12 protein-coding genes and 1 tRNA gene are annotated in these 18573 nt (G+C 40.7%); 6 read left to right on the forward strand and 7 right to left on the reverse strand.

The window, feature by feature from the left end; genetic code table 11:
- The 5 genes from VB714_RS17430 to VB714_RS17450 all read left to right on the forward strand — a co-directional run.
- The coding region (locus VB714_RS17430) for a TM0106 family RecB-like putative nuclease (RefSeq protein WP_323225917.1) at positions 1–1568 on the forward strand (1568 nt) is incomplete at its 5' end.
- 169 nt (positions 1569–1737) lie between these two features.
- Positions 1738–1811: transfer RNA gene (locus tag VB714_RS17435), tRNA-Asp, on the forward strand.
- A gap of 380 nt (positions 1812–2191) precedes the next feature.
- Positions 2192–3223 carry a septal ring lytic transglycosylase RlpA family protein gene (locus tag VB714_RS17440; protein WP_323225918.1) on the forward strand — a complete coding sequence of 344 codons (1032 nt, stop codon included), beginning with the start codon at positions 2192–2194 and terminating at the stop codon, positions 3221–3223.
- Between the two features lie 67 nt (positions 3224–3290).
- Positions 3291–4811 carry a bifunctional pantoate--beta-alanine ligase/(d)CMP kinase gene (locus tag VB714_RS17445; protein ID WP_323225919.1) on the forward strand — a complete coding sequence of 507 codons (1521 nt, stop codon included), beginning with the start codon at positions 3291–3293 and terminating at the stop codon, positions 4809–4811.
- 302 nt (positions 4812–5113) lie between these two features.
- Positions 5114–6055: a polysaccharide deacetylase family protein gene (locus VB714_RS17450; RefSeq protein WP_323225920.1), complete on the forward strand. Its 942-nt coding sequence runs from the start codon at positions 5114–5116 to the stop codon at positions 6053–6055.
- 73 nt (positions 6056–6128) lie between these two features.
- Here VB714_RS17450 and VB714_RS17455 read toward each other — a convergent pair whose 3' ends face one another.
- The 5 genes from VB714_RS17455 to VB714_RS17475 all read right to left on the reverse strand — a co-directional run bounded on the left by VB714_RS17455 (position 6129) and on the right by VB714_RS17475 (position 11994).
- On the reverse strand, positions 6129–7469 hold the full coding sequence (locus VB714_RS17455; RefSeq protein ID WP_323225921.1) for a nucleotide sugar dehydrogenase: 1341 nt from the start codon (positions 7467–7469) through the stop codon (positions 6129–6131).
- Between the two features lie 31 nt (positions 7470–7500).
- Positions 7501–8532 (reverse strand): MraY family glycosyltransferase, encoded by a 1032-nt coding sequence (locus tag VB714_RS17460; RefSeq protein ID WP_323225922.1) that lies wholly within the window; start codon positions 8530–8532, stop codon positions 7501–7503.
- A gap of 64 nt (positions 8533–8596) precedes the next feature.
- On the reverse strand, positions 8597–9769 hold the full coding sequence (locus VB714_RS17465; RefSeq protein ID WP_323225923.1) for a glycosyltransferase family 4 protein: 1173 nt from the start codon (positions 9767–9769) through the stop codon (positions 8597–8599).
- A 121-nt stretch (positions 9770–9890) separates the two neighbouring features.
- Entirely contained in the window at positions 9891–11306 is a 1416-nt protein-coding gene (locus tag VB714_RS17470) for a glycosyltransferase (RefSeq protein WP_323225924.1), read from the reverse strand.
- A gap of 37 nt (positions 11307–11343) precedes the next feature.
- On the reverse strand, positions 11344–11994 hold the full coding sequence (locus VB714_RS17475; RefSeq protein WP_323225925.1) for a class I SAM-dependent methyltransferase: 651 nt from the start codon (positions 11992–11994) through the stop codon (positions 11344–11346).
- A gap of 54 nt (positions 11995–12048) precedes the next feature.
- On the opposite strand from VB714_RS17475, the gene VB714_RS17480 reads away from it, so the two are divergent.
- Positions 12049–14496 carry a hypothetical protein gene (locus tag VB714_RS17480; RefSeq protein WP_323225926.1) on the forward strand — a complete coding sequence of 816 codons (2448 nt, stop codon included), beginning with the start codon at positions 12049–12051 and terminating at the stop codon, positions 14494–14496.
- A 16-nt stretch (positions 14497–14512) separates the two neighbouring features.
- Here VB714_RS17480 and VB714_RS17485 read toward each other — a convergent pair whose 3' ends face one another.
- A complete protein-coding gene (locus VB714_RS17485; protein ID WP_323225927.1) occupies positions 14513–17635 on the reverse strand; it encodes a glycosyltransferase in 3123 nt (1040 codons plus the stop codon).
- 20 nt (positions 17636–17655) lie between these two features.
- On the reverse strand, positions 17656–18570 hold the full coding sequence (locus tag VB714_RS17490) for an NAD-dependent epimerase/dehydratase family protein (protein WP_323225938.1): 915 nt from the start codon (positions 18568–18570) through the stop codon (positions 17656–17658).
- Positions 18571–18573 lie beyond the last annotated feature (3 nt).

Below are 18573 nucleotides of genomic sequence, written 5' to 3' on the forward strand. Positions count from 1 at the left end.
AGATCGAATTCCCCACTATTATTTTTAATTTAATTGCTGACGCGTTCAAATCTCCCCAACCTCAGTTTATGTTATTGACCGATGATTTACTCTTGGATTATAAGCGCTGTCAGCGACGCACGTTTTTAAATATTTATGGCGATCGCGCTCATCAACAACCCCCACGAGATTTTCTTCTCAAATTGCGGGAAGAGAATCAACAAAAAATTCAGGAAATTTTGGCGGGAAGGACGTATGCACAACCTCAATTTGAAAGGCGAGATTGGCAAGAAGGGGGACACCAAACTCGGATTTTAATGGCAGAAGGAGTTGAATTGATTTATCGCGGCATTCTGTTTGTTAAAGGCGATCGCGAGAAAATACAAAATACGGAAAATAGCGAAGATTTGTCAGCATCTTCTCTCGATTATTTAGGAAAACCAACATTTTTAATCAAGTATCCCGGTTCCTCAATCTGGGGAGATTGGTTGTATATTCCGGTTAATGTCAAATTAGGTAAGCGTGCCAAACCCGAATATAAAACGATCGCCGCATTTCATGCCTATCTTCTCATGGGAATACAAGGAATATCCCCCCCCCACGCAAAATTACTTTTACGAGGCAAAAATCCTTATTGTGTCGATCTTGCAATGGGTATTCCTCGTATGCTAGAAGTTCTACAAAACTGTAGGAAAATGCTTCTCGATCGCGATGAACCCGAGGTGTTTATTTCTCGTCAGCGTTGTAGTTTGTGCCATTGGAGCGATTATTGTCATGCGATCGCCCGCGACCAAAATCACCTTTCTCTAGTCCCTGGTGTCACTCCTAGCCGCTACGAAGCCTTACAAACTATTAATGTTAATACTTTAGAAGCCCTTGCTACTCTCGATTTATCTGTTGATGCAAAACTGATTGAGCCAGAGATAGTCGCTCAATTGCAACTACAAGCGCGATCGCTGCAGTCAAATCGCCCTTTTCTCCGTCCGATCGGCACTGACCAATCTTATAATACTTTCCCTTCCGCTTCTGTTGAACTCTACTTCGATCTCGAGGCTCAACCCGATCGCAATGTTGACTATTTATTTGGTGTACTTTGTGTTAATCATCACAGCAAAACCGAGAAATTTTATAGTTTTTTAGCAGAAAAACCAGAAGAAGAAGGATTTGTTTGGCAGCAATTTTTGGCTCTAGTTGCTCGTTATCCTCATGCGCCGATTTTCCATTTTTCAGACTATGAAGTGGAAACTTTCAAACGCTTGACAAAGCTATACAAAAATACTCCTTTTCCTCTTAAAGATATTCTCTCCCGCTTCGTCGATATTCATCATTGGGTGACTGAAACAGTAATCTTACCCGTGGAAAGTTATTCTCTCAAATCTTTGGCGAATTGGTTGGGATTTACTTGGCGAGATAGCGAAGTTGCTGGCGATCGCGTTGTTTGTTTATACGATAACTGGTTAAAAGGCGGCGATCGCTCTGCCTTAGAGACGATTCTTCGTTACAATGAGGATGATTGCCGCGCAACCTATCACCTCAAAACATGGTTCGAGCAATTTTGGCGCAATTCTTCCTCTTATAGGGACCTGTGATGCGAATTTCTCTCAGCTTATGTACCACGCTATCTCTGGCCAAAATAAAATTTTCCCCAATGTATTGACAAAAGGGATAAGATGTAGATATAATGAATCTTGTCTCAAAAAATAAAACTTAGTAAATATGCGCTAAGAAAGAACGAGAGACAAAACTGAGAAATAAAATGGGACTGTAGTTCAATTGGTTAGAGCACCGCCCTGTCACGGCGGAAGTTGCGGGTTCGAGCCCCGTCAGTCCCGTTCTAAAATACAATCTCCATAACACGATCTACAAAATAATTTGTGTTATGGGGATTTTGTTATGGGGATTTTGTCCTAATATCTCCTAATAGCGATCGCGAAATCTAAAATCTTCCGGTAGTCATCTTTACTTATCCTTTACCCCCGAGAAATTCAAAATTCTTAACAAAAATTTATAAAGAAAGGCGGTTCAATCGCATGGCCGAGGGGAACTTCAGCAATTTTGCCGTCCCAATCGAGCAGAAACGCGATCGCCACCGAGAGATCCGCAAAGTAAAACTTCGTGTTAGTCTGTTGCAGTTCTTAATAATGAGTCACGACATCAGGGGCTAAATCAAGTTCGACGACTATTACCTTAACGACCAGCAACTAAAAAGCGTATGAATTACAAACTGTTGGGTAGCTCCATTGCTACCGTACTCATTGCCACTTCTGGCGCGGCCATCGCCAACACGACAGAAGTAACGGAAACCCAAAGCGCCGAAATTAGAGATATTTCTTCTCTCAACCAATCAGCACCGCAAAATCGCGAAGGAAGCCCAGATGAGGTTGTCGCTGCACCGGCTACCAATTCTTCAGAAACCAACATTCCTAGCCGTGCAATTACCAGCATTTATCCCCATTTAAAAGACGAAACTCCCGCCGCAACCCTCTACGTCCATCGTCTTCCTCTCATCACATTCTTGGAAACCACCAAGGAAGAGTCAGCAGAAAGTAATAAATCCCTCGGTGAAGATATTGGTGTGGTAACACCCGCTCAAATTCGTGAAGGCCTCGTTTCTAGCGTCGTCGAATCTGAAGAAGATCCCCTCTGGCGAGCTACCCTAGCGGCGGAAAAAATCGATCGCCTCAGTGTCAAAGATGCAGCCAAGATTACCGCCACTTGGAATGCAGAACGGAAAACCTATGTCGTCCATGTTGACGAAACAGAACTGTTTACCGTGGATGACACGGCAATTTTGCTCAACAGTACCAATAATTGGGAGCGAGACACTTTGCAAATCGTGAATAAATTACGGCGTTTGACCGGAGGAGCGCCTTCATTAGCGATCGCGGATATTGAAACCCGTCCTCGCTCTATCGCTTATGCTGCTCCCACCCGCAATTACAGCGTGCAATCGGAACAACGCGGCATGGCTTCTTGGTATGGTGGTTATTTTCACGGACGACGCAGTGCCAGTGGCGAACGCTATAACCAAAACGCGATGACGGCGGCTCACAAAACGCTACCTTTCGGCACGCAAGTCCGGGTCACGAATTTGAATAACGGTCAGACAGCCATTGTTCGCATCAACGATCGCGGACCCTTCGTTCGCGGTCGTATCATTGACCTATCCCGTGCTGCCGCGAGTTCACTTGGTATGCTGGGAAGTGGTGTCGCTCCCGTTAAAGTCGAAATCTTAGGTCAATAAATGACGGGTGATTATCGATTATCAATTACTATAAGTTCATTAATAATTGATAATCGATAATTGTAAAGTGCATCTGTTTCAGACAATTGTTGGCTTAAGAGCCTATTTGAGTCGGTATTGGCAAAAACGAGTGATTGGCCTCGTCCCGACAATGGGTGCATTGCATCCGGGACATCAGCGCTTGCTAGAAATGGCTCGCGAGGACAATGATATTGTTGTGGCGAGTATTTTTGTTAATCCCCTTCAATTTGCCCCCACCGAAGATTTAGACCAGTATCCTCGCACTTTGGAAGCCGATCTCCAACTGTGCGATCGCCTTGGAATTGATGCAGTTTTTGCTCCCTCTGCGATCGAAATGGGAACCGAAGGAGATAGCCCAGAAAATCTCACCAGAGTTTTCCCTCCTGCCTCAATGATTTCGGGGTTGTGCGGCGCATCTAGACCTGGACATTTTCTCGGAGTTGCCACTATTGTTGTTAAATTGTTACAGATCGTGCAACCGACTCGAGCCTATTTTGGTGAGAAAGACGCTCAACAACTGGCGATTATTCGGCGTTTAGTGAAAGATTTATGCCTTCCAGTTGAGATTCGCCCCTGTGCCATCGCACGGGAAAACTCTGGTTTAGCCTATAGTTCCCGCAATCAATATTTAAGTCCCACCCAACGAGAACAAGCAAGGGTATTATTTCGCAGTTTGCAAAAGGCACGAGAGGCTTTTCAAGCTGGAGAAGTGCAAGGGCAAGTTTTGCTCGATATTGCCACTCGAGAATTAGCGCTAGAAAACAATGTTCGCGTTGAGTATGTGGAATGTGTTCATCCTATGACATTAGAACCTTTAAAGAAAGTAGAAGAATCAGGACTATTAGCGATCGCCGCCCGAGTGGGAGAAACCCGCCTGATTGATAATATTATTTTGCGCCACCGCCAACCTATTATCGCCATTGACGGACCGGCGGGGGTGGGTAAATCCACTGCTGCTAAACGCATTGCCCGTCAATTGGGGCATATTTATCTCGATACGGGAGCCATGTATCGCGCCCTAACCTGGCGGGTTTTAGAGGCGAGGGTTTCCGTGGAAGACGAAGCGGCGATCGCAGAATTGGCAGCGCGATCGTCGCTTAAATTCATCCAAACCGAAGGCGAGGACGGTCAAAAAGTTTATATTAATGACCAAGATGTTACCGAGATAATTCGTTCTCCCGAAGTTACGGCCAATGTATCCGCCGTCGCCAAACATCCCGCCGTCCGTCATCATTTGGTCGAACAACAGCGCCATTGGGGAGAAAAAGGAGGTTTGGTGGCGGAAGGTCGCGATATTGGGACTCATGTATTTCCCGATGCTGAAGTGAAAATCTTTTTAACCGCTTCCGTGCCAGAACGTGCCAGACGGCGCTTGCAGGACTTGAAGGATCGAGGCTATGGGTTAGTTTTTCAAGAAGAACTAGAAGCGCAAATTCGCGAACGCGATCGCCTCGATAGCACCCGCAAAATGTCCCCCCTTCGCCAAGCCTCCGATGCGATCGAAGTCCAAACCGACGGGTTAACCATCGAACAGGTCATTCAAAAAATTTTACAATACTGTCCTTGAAGCGGCGATCGCTTTGCCAACACTTTTTTCCTTTGGATAGTTTTACTAAATTTTAAGGATACTAGAGAATATTCCGGATATCATTTGGATGTGGTGCAAAAAGATCGATAGAGTTAGCTAGTAAAATATTAAAAGTCACAAGTTAAAATGATATTGTTCTTTTTTGCTCCGGCTTTGAGAAGACAAAATTTGTGGCTGCTTCAAATTAACTGGTTTAAACTCGAACACAAAATAGTATCATAAGAAAACCCTATAAAGTTTTCTTTTTTTGCCACAACCTATCTTTTGGGACAACTGAAGGCGTGAGCACACACAAGCTGAATTCCAATAACAACAACAATTTAGTTAAACGGCAACGCCCCCCCCTAAAACGTCAATTGCTCAAGCGTAAATTGGGTGTTGCGTTGGGCGCTGCTACTTTAAGTTTTATGGCGGGATTGAGCATTCCCGCAGGACGCGCTGCCCATGAATACGTTGCCAATAGTGCTTCCTCCCAGGTTGGCGGACTCAGTCTGGGTTTGGGGCAATTACCAACTTTGGCAGCACAAAACATTACAGAAATGAAGCGATTGGAGAAACTTGCGGATTTTTCTCTTCCCAAACAGTTTCAAGGCAAAACCATTCGCAGTGTCAAGTTGCAGGGCGATCGTAAAGTTATTGCCTTAACTTTTGATGATGGTCCCTCAGAAAAGTTCACGAACGATGTTTTGTATATTCTCGATCATCACAATATCAAGGCAACGTTTTTTTTGTTAGGAAAAAATGTGAGAGAATACCCCGAACAAGCGAAACGAGTTCACCTGAAAGGTCACGCCCTCGCCAATCACAGTTGGAGTCACCCCTATGGGATGCAATCACCAGCAGGGGCAGCCGCCCAAATTGATAATACTTCCGCGTGGATTGAGAAAACAACCGGGGTAAAAAGTCACTTATTTCGCCCCCCTGGAGGCTATCTTAATAATGGTATGGCTGGCTATGCTGCCAAAAAAGGTCAGATAATTGTGATGTGGTCGGTAGACTCCAAGGATTATTATGAATCTAGTCTAGGCATGACCAAACGGGTATTAAGTCAAGCGACTCCTGGGGGAATTGTTTTATTTCACGATGGTGGCGGCGATCGCACCAAGACTGTTTCTGCTTTACCACAAATTATTGCCAAATTAAAAGAACAAGGGTATGAATTTGTAACAGTTCCCGAACTATTGGAATTAAAGGAACAAGAAACAATTCAAGCTGGAGGTTGAACAAGAAAATTTAACAGAGAATTTTCTGAGTTTAAAAAGTAGGAAGGATATATTCTTCCTGCTTTTTGGTTTTTTATAAACTCCAATAAGAAATTGTTTGGGGTAGAGTTTCGGGGGCGATCGCCGATTTTACATCCATAAATACCCCCTGAGAATGCAAAGCGATCAGGAGTTTTTCGAGAGGAAGAGATAGATAAAATTGATGGGGAACAGCGAGAATAATTGCATCTAATACTAACAAATCTTCCCAATCCACTAAGGCAATATCGTACTCTGCTTTTGTGGCTTCGCGATCGGCATAAGGATCGTGAACGAGGGGAGAAATACCAAATTGCCATAGTTCAGTAACAAGATCGGGAACGCGACTGTTGCGAAGATCGGACACATTTTCTTTAAAAGTAATGCCGAAAATCCCAACTTTAGCATCACGAATGGGACGATTAGCCGCAACCAAAAGTTTAATTAATCGTTGTGCCAAAAACGTTCCCATGCCGTCATTAATTCGTCGTCCCGCTAAAATCACTTGGGGATGATAGCCCAATTCTTCTGCTTTTGTGGTGAGATAATAGGGGTCTACGCCGATACAATGCCCCCCGACTAAACCAGGCGTAAAAGGAAGAAAATTCCACTTGGTTCTGGCCGCAGCAAGGACATCAGAAGTGCGAATATTGAGGCGATCGAAAATAATCGCCAGTTCGTTCATTAGGGCAATATTAATATCTCGTTGAATATTCTCAATCACTTTAGCTGCTTCTGCCACTTTAATCGAAGGGGCGCAATAAACGCCTGCCTCGATAATAGCACCATAAATTTCAGCAATGCGATCGCAAGTTTCCTTATCTTCTCCCGAGACAACTTTAACAATCTTCTCTAAAGTGTGATTTTTATCCCCTGGATTAATGCGTTCTGGGGAATATCCCAATTTAAAATCTCGACCTTGCTGCAAGCCTGAAATTTGCGCCAAAATCGACCCGCAAATTTCTTCCGTTACCCCAGGATAAACCGTTGATTCATAGACAATAATATCGCCTATTTTGAGTATTTTACCGAGGGTTTGGGAGGCTTTAATTAAAGGCGTTAAATCCGGTTGATGATTTTTATCAACCGGAGTGGGTACAGCAACAATATAAAAATTACTTGCAGCGATATCCTTGAGATTGTCAGTGATTTTGAGGGTAGTTTGCTTTAAGGTTTGGCGATCGCTTTCTCCGGTACTATCTACCCCTGCATTTAATTCATCGACGCGCCGACTATTAATATCAAAGCCAACAGTATTGGCAAATTTTCTTGCAAAAGCTAAAGCAACAGGTAGACCAACATATCCCAATCCAAGTACAGCAATTTTAGTGATAGGTTGCTTGCTTCGATCGCAATCGAGGGGTTGATTATTGGTAATTGTTGTTTTGTTAAGCATAGTTCGCTGATAACCGATCGCCGATCGTTATTTACTGTCTTTGGGGTTGTCCCGTATCGGAAAGATCGACCCGTTCTAAGATAAAAAGTAATGCTAATCCTATGAAAACGACGATCGCGGTAAGAATATAAGCTAGTCCTGTATTATGAATCAGGGCGATCGGTAGGGCAAGAGTACCGCAAAAAATACTTGCGAAATAGATCGCCCCAACAGACTGACGAACGCCCAACCCCATTTTTCGCAAGCGATGGGAAACGTGATCTCTACCGCCATCCGTGAGACGCAACCCACGACGCAGGCGAGAAATACTGACAAGGGTGGTATCAAAAATAGGTACTGCAAGAACAAGAATAGGAATCATCCAAGTTCTCAGAATGAGATCGCCGGGAAATCGCAATTGAATCCCTAAAGAAGCTAAGAGAAAACCCAATAAAAGACTCCCTGTATCCCCCATAAAAATCGTAGCAGGATGCCAATTAAAGCGTAAAAATCCCAGAGTCGCCCCTAAAAGTGCTGCCGAGACTGCTGCAATAATCACTTGACCCTGAGAAACAGCAAGAAGGGTGAAAAAGAAACAGGCGATCGCGGCTACACCAGCCGAAAGACCGTCCATATTGTCCAATAAGTTTTGGGCATTACAAATCCCCACCACCCAAAAAATAGTAATGGCTAAATCCAATAAATAAATTCCCGTGACTTGGGCGTAAATTCCCCCGTTAATCAATGCCCCTGCTGCTAAAATTTGGGCGACGAGTTTGGGTAAAGGTTTCATACCCCGCAAGTCATCGTAAAGTCCGGTAATGGTGATGAGGGTCGATCCGGCAAGAATAGCGCTACTTTGTTGCAAAATAGTTTGAGAGTTGGTGATCAAGAAAGCAATCAGAAAACCCACATAAATGCCCACTCCGCCTAGTAAAGGAACGGGATTCGCGTGAATTTTTCCTCCCCCTGGTCGATCCAACCAATTAAAGTGCAAAGCGGCACTTCTAATGGAATAAGTGCTAATGAGAGAGATAAAACCAGAGAGGAGAACGGTCAGGGTTAGGATTAGGTTTGCCTTCACAATATTTTTGGGGGTCAATAATACGGGGTTTGGATAGAAAAATTCTCCCGATCGCCAAGAAATTCTAATGGGGGAATTCCATCAGTTTTTCATAAAGTTGGGCAATATCCCTAACTAATCGCTGAGAATTGTAAGTTTTCAGGACATATTCTCGGGCATTTACAGCGAGATGCTGGGTTCGTTCGGGATTTTGCCACAAGTCAAGGATGGCACAGGCAAGGTGTTGAGGATCTTTGGGTTTTACAATTGTGCCTCTCTCGGGAGTAACGAGATCGGGGACTCCCCCGACATGAGTGGCGATCGCGGGACATCCTGTGGCCATTGCTTCGATGAGAGAGGCGGGGGTTCCTTCGTTATCAGAGGAAATAATAACAGCATCGAGATCGGCGTAAATTTGGGGCAGATCTTGTCGCCAGCCCGTGAAAATAACGGCTTCAGCGATACCCAGTTCCTGGGCTAGACTTTCAAGGTGCGATCGCAGTTCCCCATCGCCAATGAGGGCAAGATAAATTGTTGGGTCACTTTGACGGGCGATCGCAACAGCTTCGAGGAGGAGGGGAATATTTTTGATGGGGACAAGGCGACCCACGGCGGCGATGAGTTTGCCTTCAGAGGGGATACCAATAGAGGCACGAAAGTTTCCTGAATGGCGGGTTTGAGCGGCAAAGAGGGACAGATCGAAGCCGAGGGGTACGATTTCGATTTTATCGAGGGGGGCGACTCCATAGGCGGCTATTTCCTCTTTGAGGCGATCGCTGATGGTGATGATGCGATCGCTTAAGATCGCGCAAAATTTTTCCAGAATAATAAATAGTTTCGTTTTAGCGGGACTAAAGTAGCCGTGAAAAACGTGACCGTGAAAGGTATGCAGGATAATGGGAACTCCTGCTAATTTCGCCGCAATGCGTCCCACCAGTCCAGCTTTAGCGGTGTGAGTATGGACGATATGCGGGCGATATCGGCGCATAAGGTGATAGAGTTTCCAAAGTACGAATAGATCATTTTTAAGGGCAATTTCGCGTCCGAGTTCGGGAATAATTTCTATCTCTAATTTATGAGTTTCTACTAAGTCTTTCATACTCCCTTCGCGCACTCCTTCAATGCCTGTGACGAGGAGATTTTGATAATGGGAGTTATCTAAACTAGAATTCAATAAAACCACATGACGCGCCGGACCGCCGACATTGAGACGGGCGATAATTCGCATGACGCGGATTTTGTCGGAGGAAGAAGGCATAAAAAAAAGTTCGATCGGAGGATTGTTTGTATCTGGCTAAATTCCTATTTTGAGCCAGTTTAACACTTGATTTACAGTAAGTTCTAATGTTATTCTATCTAAGATTGGTAGGATATCATCATCAAATAAACTTCATTTTCTGTGCGGCATAAAGACACATCTTCAGTAAAACAATACCTTCTTTAAAATGCTGAATATTAGAACTACCATAAGTCCTTGGAACGTATCTGACAGGAATATCTGTAATTTTCAATCCTAATTTAGCTGCCCCAAAAAGCAAATCAAAATCACCAAAGGGATCGAAATCGCCGAAATAGTCACGATTTGCAGCAAGACGCTGATAATTTTCTCGAGAAATCGCCTTTGTTCCGCAGAGAGAATCTTTTATTTTTGTATTTAATAAATAGGAAAGCAACCAAGCAAAAAAGCGATTTGCCATGCGGTTTAACCAAGGCATTTCTTTTTTAGGAATGGGATATACTAATCGACATCCATTGGCCATTTCCCCTTGACCCGAGGCAACAGCTTTAAAGAAATAAACTAAATCTATGGGTCTAACTGTCAAATCGGAGTCTAATATCATTAAAACATCTCCAGTTGCTATTGAAAAACCCAGACGCACGGCATCTCCTTTCCCTTTTCCCGTTTGCTGACAAATTTTAATATCCCATTCCCGATCGTATTTTTCTTTAATACGCTGAATTTCTTCCCATGTATTATCCTTTGAATGACCTTCAATAAAAATGATTTCGGTATGTTTGCCAAGTCGAGGCATTTCAACAATACAACGTTCGATATTTCCGGCTTCATTGCGTGCGGGAATAATCACAGAACAGGTTTTTTCTTGGATATTGCGATCGGCTTCTACATTATTGGTTTGTACCCTAGCAATGATATATTCTGTTAAACAAAGTTGGTTAAAGAGGGGAAGAGGAGCGATAACTCGATTGAGGAACCAAGAAATGGGAGGAAAGCGTTTGGGAAACAACAGTCTTTTGCGATGGGAAACAGTCTCAAATCCTTCTAAATGAAGTAAGTTTTCAATATCTTCCCGGTTTAGCCAATTAAGAGGTGGAAGAGGCATTCTTTGCCCGATCGCAGTAGCAAATTTTAGTATAGGTTCCCAAGCTGGATTATGAAAAGTAATAATCAAACGAGTAGAATGATTACAGACTTTACGAACATTATGAAAGGCTTTTTGAATATTCTGTAAATAACTAAGAGTATTCGCCATTAACACGTAATCAAAGATTTCTGAAGCAATAAATTCTTCTCCATCTTCACGTTGAAAATCCAAATCCGGAAATTTAGATTGAGAAATTTCTATGGCAATCGGATTGAGATCGATCCCTAATGACGATTCAGGTTCAACAGCATTGAGGAGATAACCCAAACCAGAACCGACTTCAAAAACCCGCGATCGCGGTTCTACTAGAAAGCGATAAAAGTTCTGCAAATCCTGATAATAATAAAGGTTACGTTTTCTCCATTTTTCTAATTGTTGGATAGGATTTTTGAAACCGCGTTTTTTGTTCATTATGTTCAATAATTATAGAAAAAAATAGATTAAAAAATCATTTTTTTCTAAGTAAAAATGATTTGTACAAATAAATGCTAGATGGTAAAAAATTGGGTAATTGAGATTGAGCAATCTGTTCAAAACATGAAGATGATGCAATCAGCATATCTTCTGGAGTGGTGACATGATGATCTTCAATGACCGAGAAACCAATGGCTTTAAAAAGATAATTCATAGCTTTATCTACTCTCGGCATTCCCACCAGTAAAAAACCACCCGGTTGAATAATGCGCGAAATTTCTTGCATAAAGTCTTCAATTTCCTTGATATGTTCTAGCACTGAAATCGCAACCACAAGATCGAAAGAACTCTTATCAAATACGAGACAATCTGTAATGCCTTTACTCAAAATAGGATGACAATTTAACGGTTTTAACTTCTCAGTAACAATACGGGGATCGCTATCAAGATCGACACCATAAACTTCTTGACCAATACGACACAAAGTTGGCATTAAAATTCCACTTCCATAGCCAATCTCTAAGATTTTATGATATTGTCGATTTTCTAAGAGGGAAAGCGCACCATTAATACGCTCTACATATAGTTTACCAATAAGTGGTTTATAGTAGTAGTCCAAAGGATCGCTCTCACCCATTTTTTGAAATACACCACGAGGAGGTAATTTGAACTGAATTAAGGTCATCGTACTAATCTGTTATTGTAAAACCATAAACAAGGTAGAAACTCAGAAGAATCTATGAAAAGCAAGCTACAAAAAATCGGAGATGGCTTGAAAGAAAGGCAAGATCGCCTGCTGAAAATCCTCAACATTTCTAACTCTAGTCTCAACTGGCCAATTTTCTGGGCTTTTCTTGTCTCTTTACTCAGTCTTCCTCTTTGGTATTGGACATTTGAGCAAAGTTTTCCGGTTGAAGTTAGACTGTCTGCACCGGGAGTTGAGATAGTGAGAGTGTATTGGGATAATCCAGAAACTCACTCTGATGCTTACGAAGCGATCGCCGTCAAGCCTGTTGAATCTAAAAAGTGGGATTTAAAGATTGAAGCTCTTGGCGAAAAAAATCCAGATTCTGATGGCTTTGAGGTTGCTATTTTAGACATTAAAACGCCTCAAGGTCAAGTGGATTGGTCTCAAGGTGAATTTTCAGGGGGAAAATGGGAGTTTCGTCCCGATCCAAATGGTCCCCAAGGAAAAGTTGCGATCGCTCATAGCAATCAACCCGAATATGGTAAGCATCCTGGTCAACTTCAGTCCTTTGCAATGGCTTTAGAAGGAGGGGATATTGAAGTTCTTTTATTGTCTCATACAGGAAGCGGAAAAGTCCGCATTATGGCCAATAATCTCGTTCGCGAGTTAGATTTGCACAACTATGGTCTTAACTATGAGAAAGTTGTATTTTTGGCTGGAGAAGCCGGCGATCGCATGGTTCGCAATTATCAATTTGAGATCCCCGATACTTGGTGGCACAAGCTAAAATTTATTGGTGATGGCAATAACAAAGTTAATATTGAGGAAATTAAGGTTCGCAATACAATTGTCTCTGCCAATGAAAATGGGGAATATATTATTTCGTTCTGGATGGATAAGCGCATCCTAATAAGTATTATAGCCAGTCTAATAACGTTTGTCTGTGTCGCGGCGATCGCGATTGGATTCTCCCAAGATATAAAAATAATTCTCGGTTTTACCTTAATACAAGGGATTTGGCTAACACTATTTTTCTCTGTACAGGTTGGGATTTTAAATACACTGCCTAACTTAGTTTTATTGTCGATCTGGTATTTTTTTACTAGAATATATTATCCTCAAAAAAGATTTTGGCTGGTTTTTACTCCTGTATTTTTATTGACATTAAAGCTGCCTTTAACTCTAGGCAGAACTTTAGAAATTGTAAATTGGCTTATCTACTTTCTCATAATCTATTTAGTATTCAAAAAGATTTTTGCTCATTTTCAGATCAAAAAAAATGCAACTTTATTGCTGGCAACACTTATTATTATTTGGTTTAATGCTTTCGCTCATATCTCCTATGACTCACCTTATACTTATGTTAATCGTTCTATCAATTTTTATTGGGAATGTCCTCATGAAACGTATTTATTCATGGTCAACTGCGACCACGGCCATTATTTAGCAGAAGAGTTTATTTTCACAACTGATGAATATGATGCGAGTTTTTCTGTATTACTTCGTCGCTTTTTTTATGGTTATCTCAGTTCCTTAATTGGATTTTCCGGACATCGTTGGGTTGCCAGTTTTACCCTCAATTTATTATTTTGGATGTTCAGTTGCGTCGCATTATATCAAATTTGTATTCTCACGAAACTGGGAGAAAGAATTGCCTCAATTGCCATGTTTTGTGGTGCGTCAAGTTGGGGATTTATTACTTTTGTCGGACAGCCTGCTATGTATATGGTAGCTTACGCTTATGCTGCTATTACAGTTTGGGCAACTTTAGAAATTTTAGCCGTTAAGTCGAGACGAAAAATTGCCTTATTATCACTCATTATCCTATCGGGAACTTTAGTTTATGATATTTACCCGATTACTGTCTCTAGTTTTCTGATTTTATTGTTCTACAAACGAAGAATTAGCGCTTTATCAATTTTAATCGGACAACTTGCTTTATCTTTTGTTTGGAAAAATTTCTATTTGACAAAAATTCTCGGTACCATTGGCGATCAAAGTAACGTCAGTCTTGCAACTGATAGTTTAAAAATTTGGGTAGATATTATTAAAAATTTGGATTTTAGTCAAGGATTACATTGGATTATACGAGGAACTCATTCTTTCATTTATGGAAATATGATTTTTGGTGCGATCGCGGGTTTTATTTTTATTATTTTTCTCTCTGTTAAATGGAGACAAAACAAACAGAATCAAGAAGAAAAAATACTCCTCTTATTTTCTTTCTTAATCTACATTTTAGTTTGGATGGCAACAGTTGCGACAATTCCAAAAGCCTCAGAATGGGGAATTGGGGGGATGCTACCAAGGTTAGCATTTTATTCCTATCCAGTGGGAACAATCGCTCTAGCCTTTTTCGGGAGTCGCTTCCTTGGGAAAGCAGCCTATATTATTCCGGTGTTAACTTTTATGGTCGCGAATATAGATACTTTTACTGGATTAGCCTCGATCGCTGTTTTCTTTGATTATGGCACAATCGATCGGCTATATTGGAGATAGATTTAACTTTTTTAATTTATTTATTTAATAAATCCCAACGAAAAGATTTTTTCTTGCTGACAAAAAGATTGTAGTAAAAGATCAGAAAAATTGCTCTGACTCCATCCATAAAACCAATTTTTTTCCCTTCTTCGTAGGTTCTGCCATAATAACTAATAGGGACTTCATAAACGCGACAATTTAACTTCGCAATTTTTGCCGTTACTTCAACCTCAAAACCAAATCCCCAGGAATGGATAATCATATTTTTGATGATTTCCGATCGAAAGGCTTTATAACCTGTTTCAATATCCGTCATATTTAGGTTTGTAAATATGTTGCTAAGAAAGGTCAGAAATTTATTTGCTAAGTAATGATAATAATACAGAACTCTCGATGCTTTTTTTGTGATAAATCGGGAGCCATAAACAATATCGGCTTTACCTTTCAGAATAGGGTTAATAACGGAAGGAATTTCGTCAGAGTCGTATTCTAAATCTGCATCTTGAACAATTAGGATATCTCCATTTGCAATCCCGAAACCTGTTTTTAATGCTCCTCCTTTGCCACGATTCTTATCATGTCTCAGATAGAAATATTTAGTTTTCCCTTCGTATTTTTCTAAAAAATCTTTAATGTATATCTGTGTTTTGTCCTGACTGCAATCATCTACAATAATGACTTCTATTGCGAGAGATTCTATCGGGAGTTCATCTATTTTTTGCAAGGTTGTGACAATTGTTTTTTCTTCGTTATAAACAGGAATAATAATACTCAGGAGTTGAAAACCTTGAGAAGGATAGTCTAGTTGAAATATCTTGCTGCGAGATCGAGGAGATGAGAAGAAAATCATTTGTAAAATTACTGTAAATTCGACAAGAGAGAGAGAGATTAGAATAACACAAGAGGCGAAGATATAACGAAAATTGACAACTGGAGTAATAAACATAAAAGATGAAATTAAAGATAGAGATACCCCGAGAGAAGGCAGATAATATCTTACTCTATCCCATTGTTCATCATCTTGCCGATCATTGCCTTTTTTCTGTTTTATTAACCAAGAGGCGATCGCTAGAATAATTAAAAGATAGAAAAAATCCTTGGGAAGAAAAAAACTTTGAAAGCCTGGAAGAATGCGATCGATAAATAGTTTTTGAACTGCGGGAAATTTTGAGTTTGCTTTTAATCCTATTCGACGATCTTCATAGATACCATAATCATAGGGATATTGCCATCCTTGAAAGCCAATTAATAAACTCCAAACTTTGCTTTTGTGTGATAAATAAGCAATAGGATGTTCGAGAATGTTATTGAAAACGAGAAACTTTAACAATTTTCTGCGATTTTCTTCGACTTTATGATAATTGAATATTGCTTCTTGATGCCAAACGTAGTCATCTCCACTCACGGGGGTATAGAATTTAAGAAGTTGTGGGTAAGAAGCATTTTTTCCTTCATTTATAAGAGTCTCGAATAATTGCTCAAATTCTTTGGGTCTGGGGGATTTTGTATGCAAATATGTTCCCACAATATCAAATAATATTGCTTTTCCTTCTTGATGGGTTTCTGCTGCATTTGTAAGATAGTTAATCCCCTTGGGAAATCCTAAAGGAGAAGCGATCGCAATTAAGAAAACTAAAATCAAAGGCACGAGCCGTAATTGTAGTTTATTTTTAAGATAAATCCAACTTTCAAAAACAAGAAAAGGAAAGTAAAAAACAGCACTTTTTCTCAAAGAAATACTAATCCCAAAGAGAACAAAATAGAGAATAAACCAATAAAATTTTCGCGTTTCTTTGAGTTTTAAAAGACTGCATAACATGAGAATGAGAGAAGTACAAAGCCAAACATCCTTCCAAAGCGTTACAGTATAGTTCCAGATTGTGGGAATAAAAGGAAGCAAACAGAAACAAAATAATTGCAATTTTGGGTTAATGTTGCGATTTTTTAACAAACAATAAATCAATGTATAAATACTAATATATAAAATCGTTCCTTGCAAAAAGGCAAAGAGAGCAGGACTATCGGTAATGTATAAAGTAGCTCTCATTCCCAAGGTCATGAGAGGAGGATGCCAGTCATTGTAACTATTATTTATTGCTTGAGACCATTGATAAAGCGAATCTGGACTCATAATGGCAGGATAATAAACAAAAGTCCAAAAGCCACTGGCAAGTATTGATATACCGATAATATAACCCCAAGTACCTAGGCGTTTTTGTGGAGTTCCTCGGGCAATATGACTGGCACTAATTAAAATGGTTATGATGAGGAGAAAAAACGCGATCGCCGCAATCAAACTATAGGCGAAAGGTTGCCAAAATTGAATCGGTAAAACATATTCATCATTTTGATTGGCTGAGAGAGATTTTCCAGCAACTTTAACAGATTTAACGTTAACTTTCCCCTCATCAGCAATAAATTTTAACTTGTACCAAGGAGGGGTTGTTGCCTCAATGGTATAATTTCGGAGTTGGCGATCGCCTTGAGTAATTGCTGGAAATGTTAAGGTTTTGTGCAGTCCGGCTCGATGAAATAAATCTAATTCTTGTTCCTGATTATCAACAGTAACTCTAACTTTACCACTGCCCCCATGACCGAAGAGTTTGATGGCTAATTCTCCACCTTCTAGAGGAATTTCTACGGATTGTATTTCTCCCGGATGTAGTCCAAATTCGGGTTTATTGCTGTGGGCGATCGCGGCTTTTTCTTGAGGAGATCCTGGAGAATCTCGCATTTCCCAATTTCCGGTAAAAATAGCTTGCGACCAATCCGCTTGGCCTTCGGGAGTGCTAATATCTAAAATTGCAGTTTCGTATCCCTGCGATCGCGAATTTTTCTCTCCTAATGCTTCAATTTTAACGTTCCAGTTTTTAGATTCTACGGGTTTAACAATAATAGGAGTATAATTATCGGGGTGTGTTTTCGTATCTTGCCAATAGGCTTTGACGATTTCCACACCGGGAGCAGCTAATTGGACTTCAACAGGGAAAGATTGGGCAAATATAAAATAATACCAAATTGGTAAACTTAATAAGGCCAATATTAAACTAACTGTACTACACCAGAAGAGAGTTATTTGAGAAATTTTCAATCTCTCTGAAATTCCCGTTACGATTTTCTCGAACCCAATTTTGAATTGATTTGGAATTTTTCTCATTATCTCTTAACAATAATCAATTATATTAAAGAATGAATCGTTTCTTCTATACTTTGTTTGGGTTCAAATTCTAAATAGCGATCGCCTTTACCAATATCAGCCAGAGAATGTTGAATATCTCCTGTTCTTGCTGGAGCAAATTGAATATTTTCCTGCCAATGGGGAAAGCATTGTTTGAGTTTTTCAATGAGTTCGAGTAAAGAAAGCGATCGCCCCGTTCCGATATTAACAATTAATTCTTGAGTTGCTGGTAAAGGTCGTTTTAAGGCTTGGGTAAAAGCAATAGCAATATCGTTAACGCTAATAAAATCTCGAGTTTGCGAACCGTCCCCATACATGGTAATGGGGGTATTATTTTTCATCGCTTCGAGAAATTTAGAAATAACACCTGAATAAGGAGATTGCGGATCTTGGCGATCGCCAAAAACATTAAATAATCTCAATGCGACAAAAGTGAAGCCATACTTGTTCGCAAATAATTGTCCGTACTGTTCGCTCACTAATTTTTGCAAACCATAGGGAGAAATGGGTTTTGTTGGGTGATCTTCCGCGATCGGCAAAGTTTCCGGCATTCCATAAACTGCCGCAGAACTGGCAAAAACTAAACGAGGACATTGCAAGCGATCGCACAATTGAATTGTAGCCAGAGTTGCTGATAAATTATTATTGTGAGCCGCCAAGGGATCGAGCCAAGAACTTTCTACTGAAGGGGTTGCAGCAAGATGGGCAATTCCATCAACGGGCTGGTTAAAATCCTCAACAGTACAATCGAGAATACTTTTCTGCACGAGAGTTAACTGAGGATAATCGGGCAAATTTTTGAACTTTCCCGTACTGAAATTATCAAGTATTGTCACCCGATCGCCATTAGCTAAAAGTTGTTCGGTGACATGAGAGCCGATAAATCCTGCTCCTCCCGTGACAATAAAGTGCATCAA

The sequence above is a fragment of the Spirulina sp. 06S082 genome, from assembly GCF_034932145.1.
GTDB lineage: Bacteria > Cyanobacteriota > Cyanobacteriia > Cyanobacteriales > Spirulinaceae > CCY15215.

Excerpts from the sequence above, each read along its gene's own strand:
- VB714_RS17440 (WP_323225918.1), top strand. The coding sequence starts at position 2,192 with ATGAATTACAAACTGTTGGGTAGCTCCATTGCTACCGTACTCATTGCC.
- VB714_RS17480 (WP_323225926.1), top strand. The coding sequence starts at position 12,049 with ATGAAAAGCAAGCTACAAAAAATCGGAGATGGCTTGAAAGAAAGGCAA.
- VB714_RS17475 (WP_323225925.1), bottom strand. The coding sequence starts at position 11,994 with ATGACCTTAATTCAGTTCAAATTACCTCCTCGTGGTGTATTTCAAAAA.
- VB714_RS17470 (WP_323225924.1), bottom strand. The coding sequence starts at position 11,306 with ATGAACAAAAAACGCGGTTTCAAAAATCCTATCCAACAATTAGAAAAA.
- VB714_RS17490 (WP_323225938.1), bottom strand. The coding sequence starts at position 18,570 with ATGCACTTTATTGTCACGGGAGGAGCAGGATTTATCGGCTCTCATGTC.
- VB714_RS17455 (WP_323225921.1), bottom strand. The coding sequence starts at position 7,469 with ATGCTTAACAAAACAACAATTACCAATAATCAACCCCTCGATTGCGAT.
- VB714_RS17465 (WP_323225923.1), bottom strand. The coding sequence starts at position 9,769 with ATGCCTTCTTCCTCCGACAAAATCCGCGTCATGCGAATTATCGCCCGT.
- VB714_RS17485 (WP_323225927.1), bottom strand. The coding sequence starts at position 17,635 with ATGAGAAAAATTCCAAATCAATTCAAAATTGGGTTCGAGAAAATCGTA.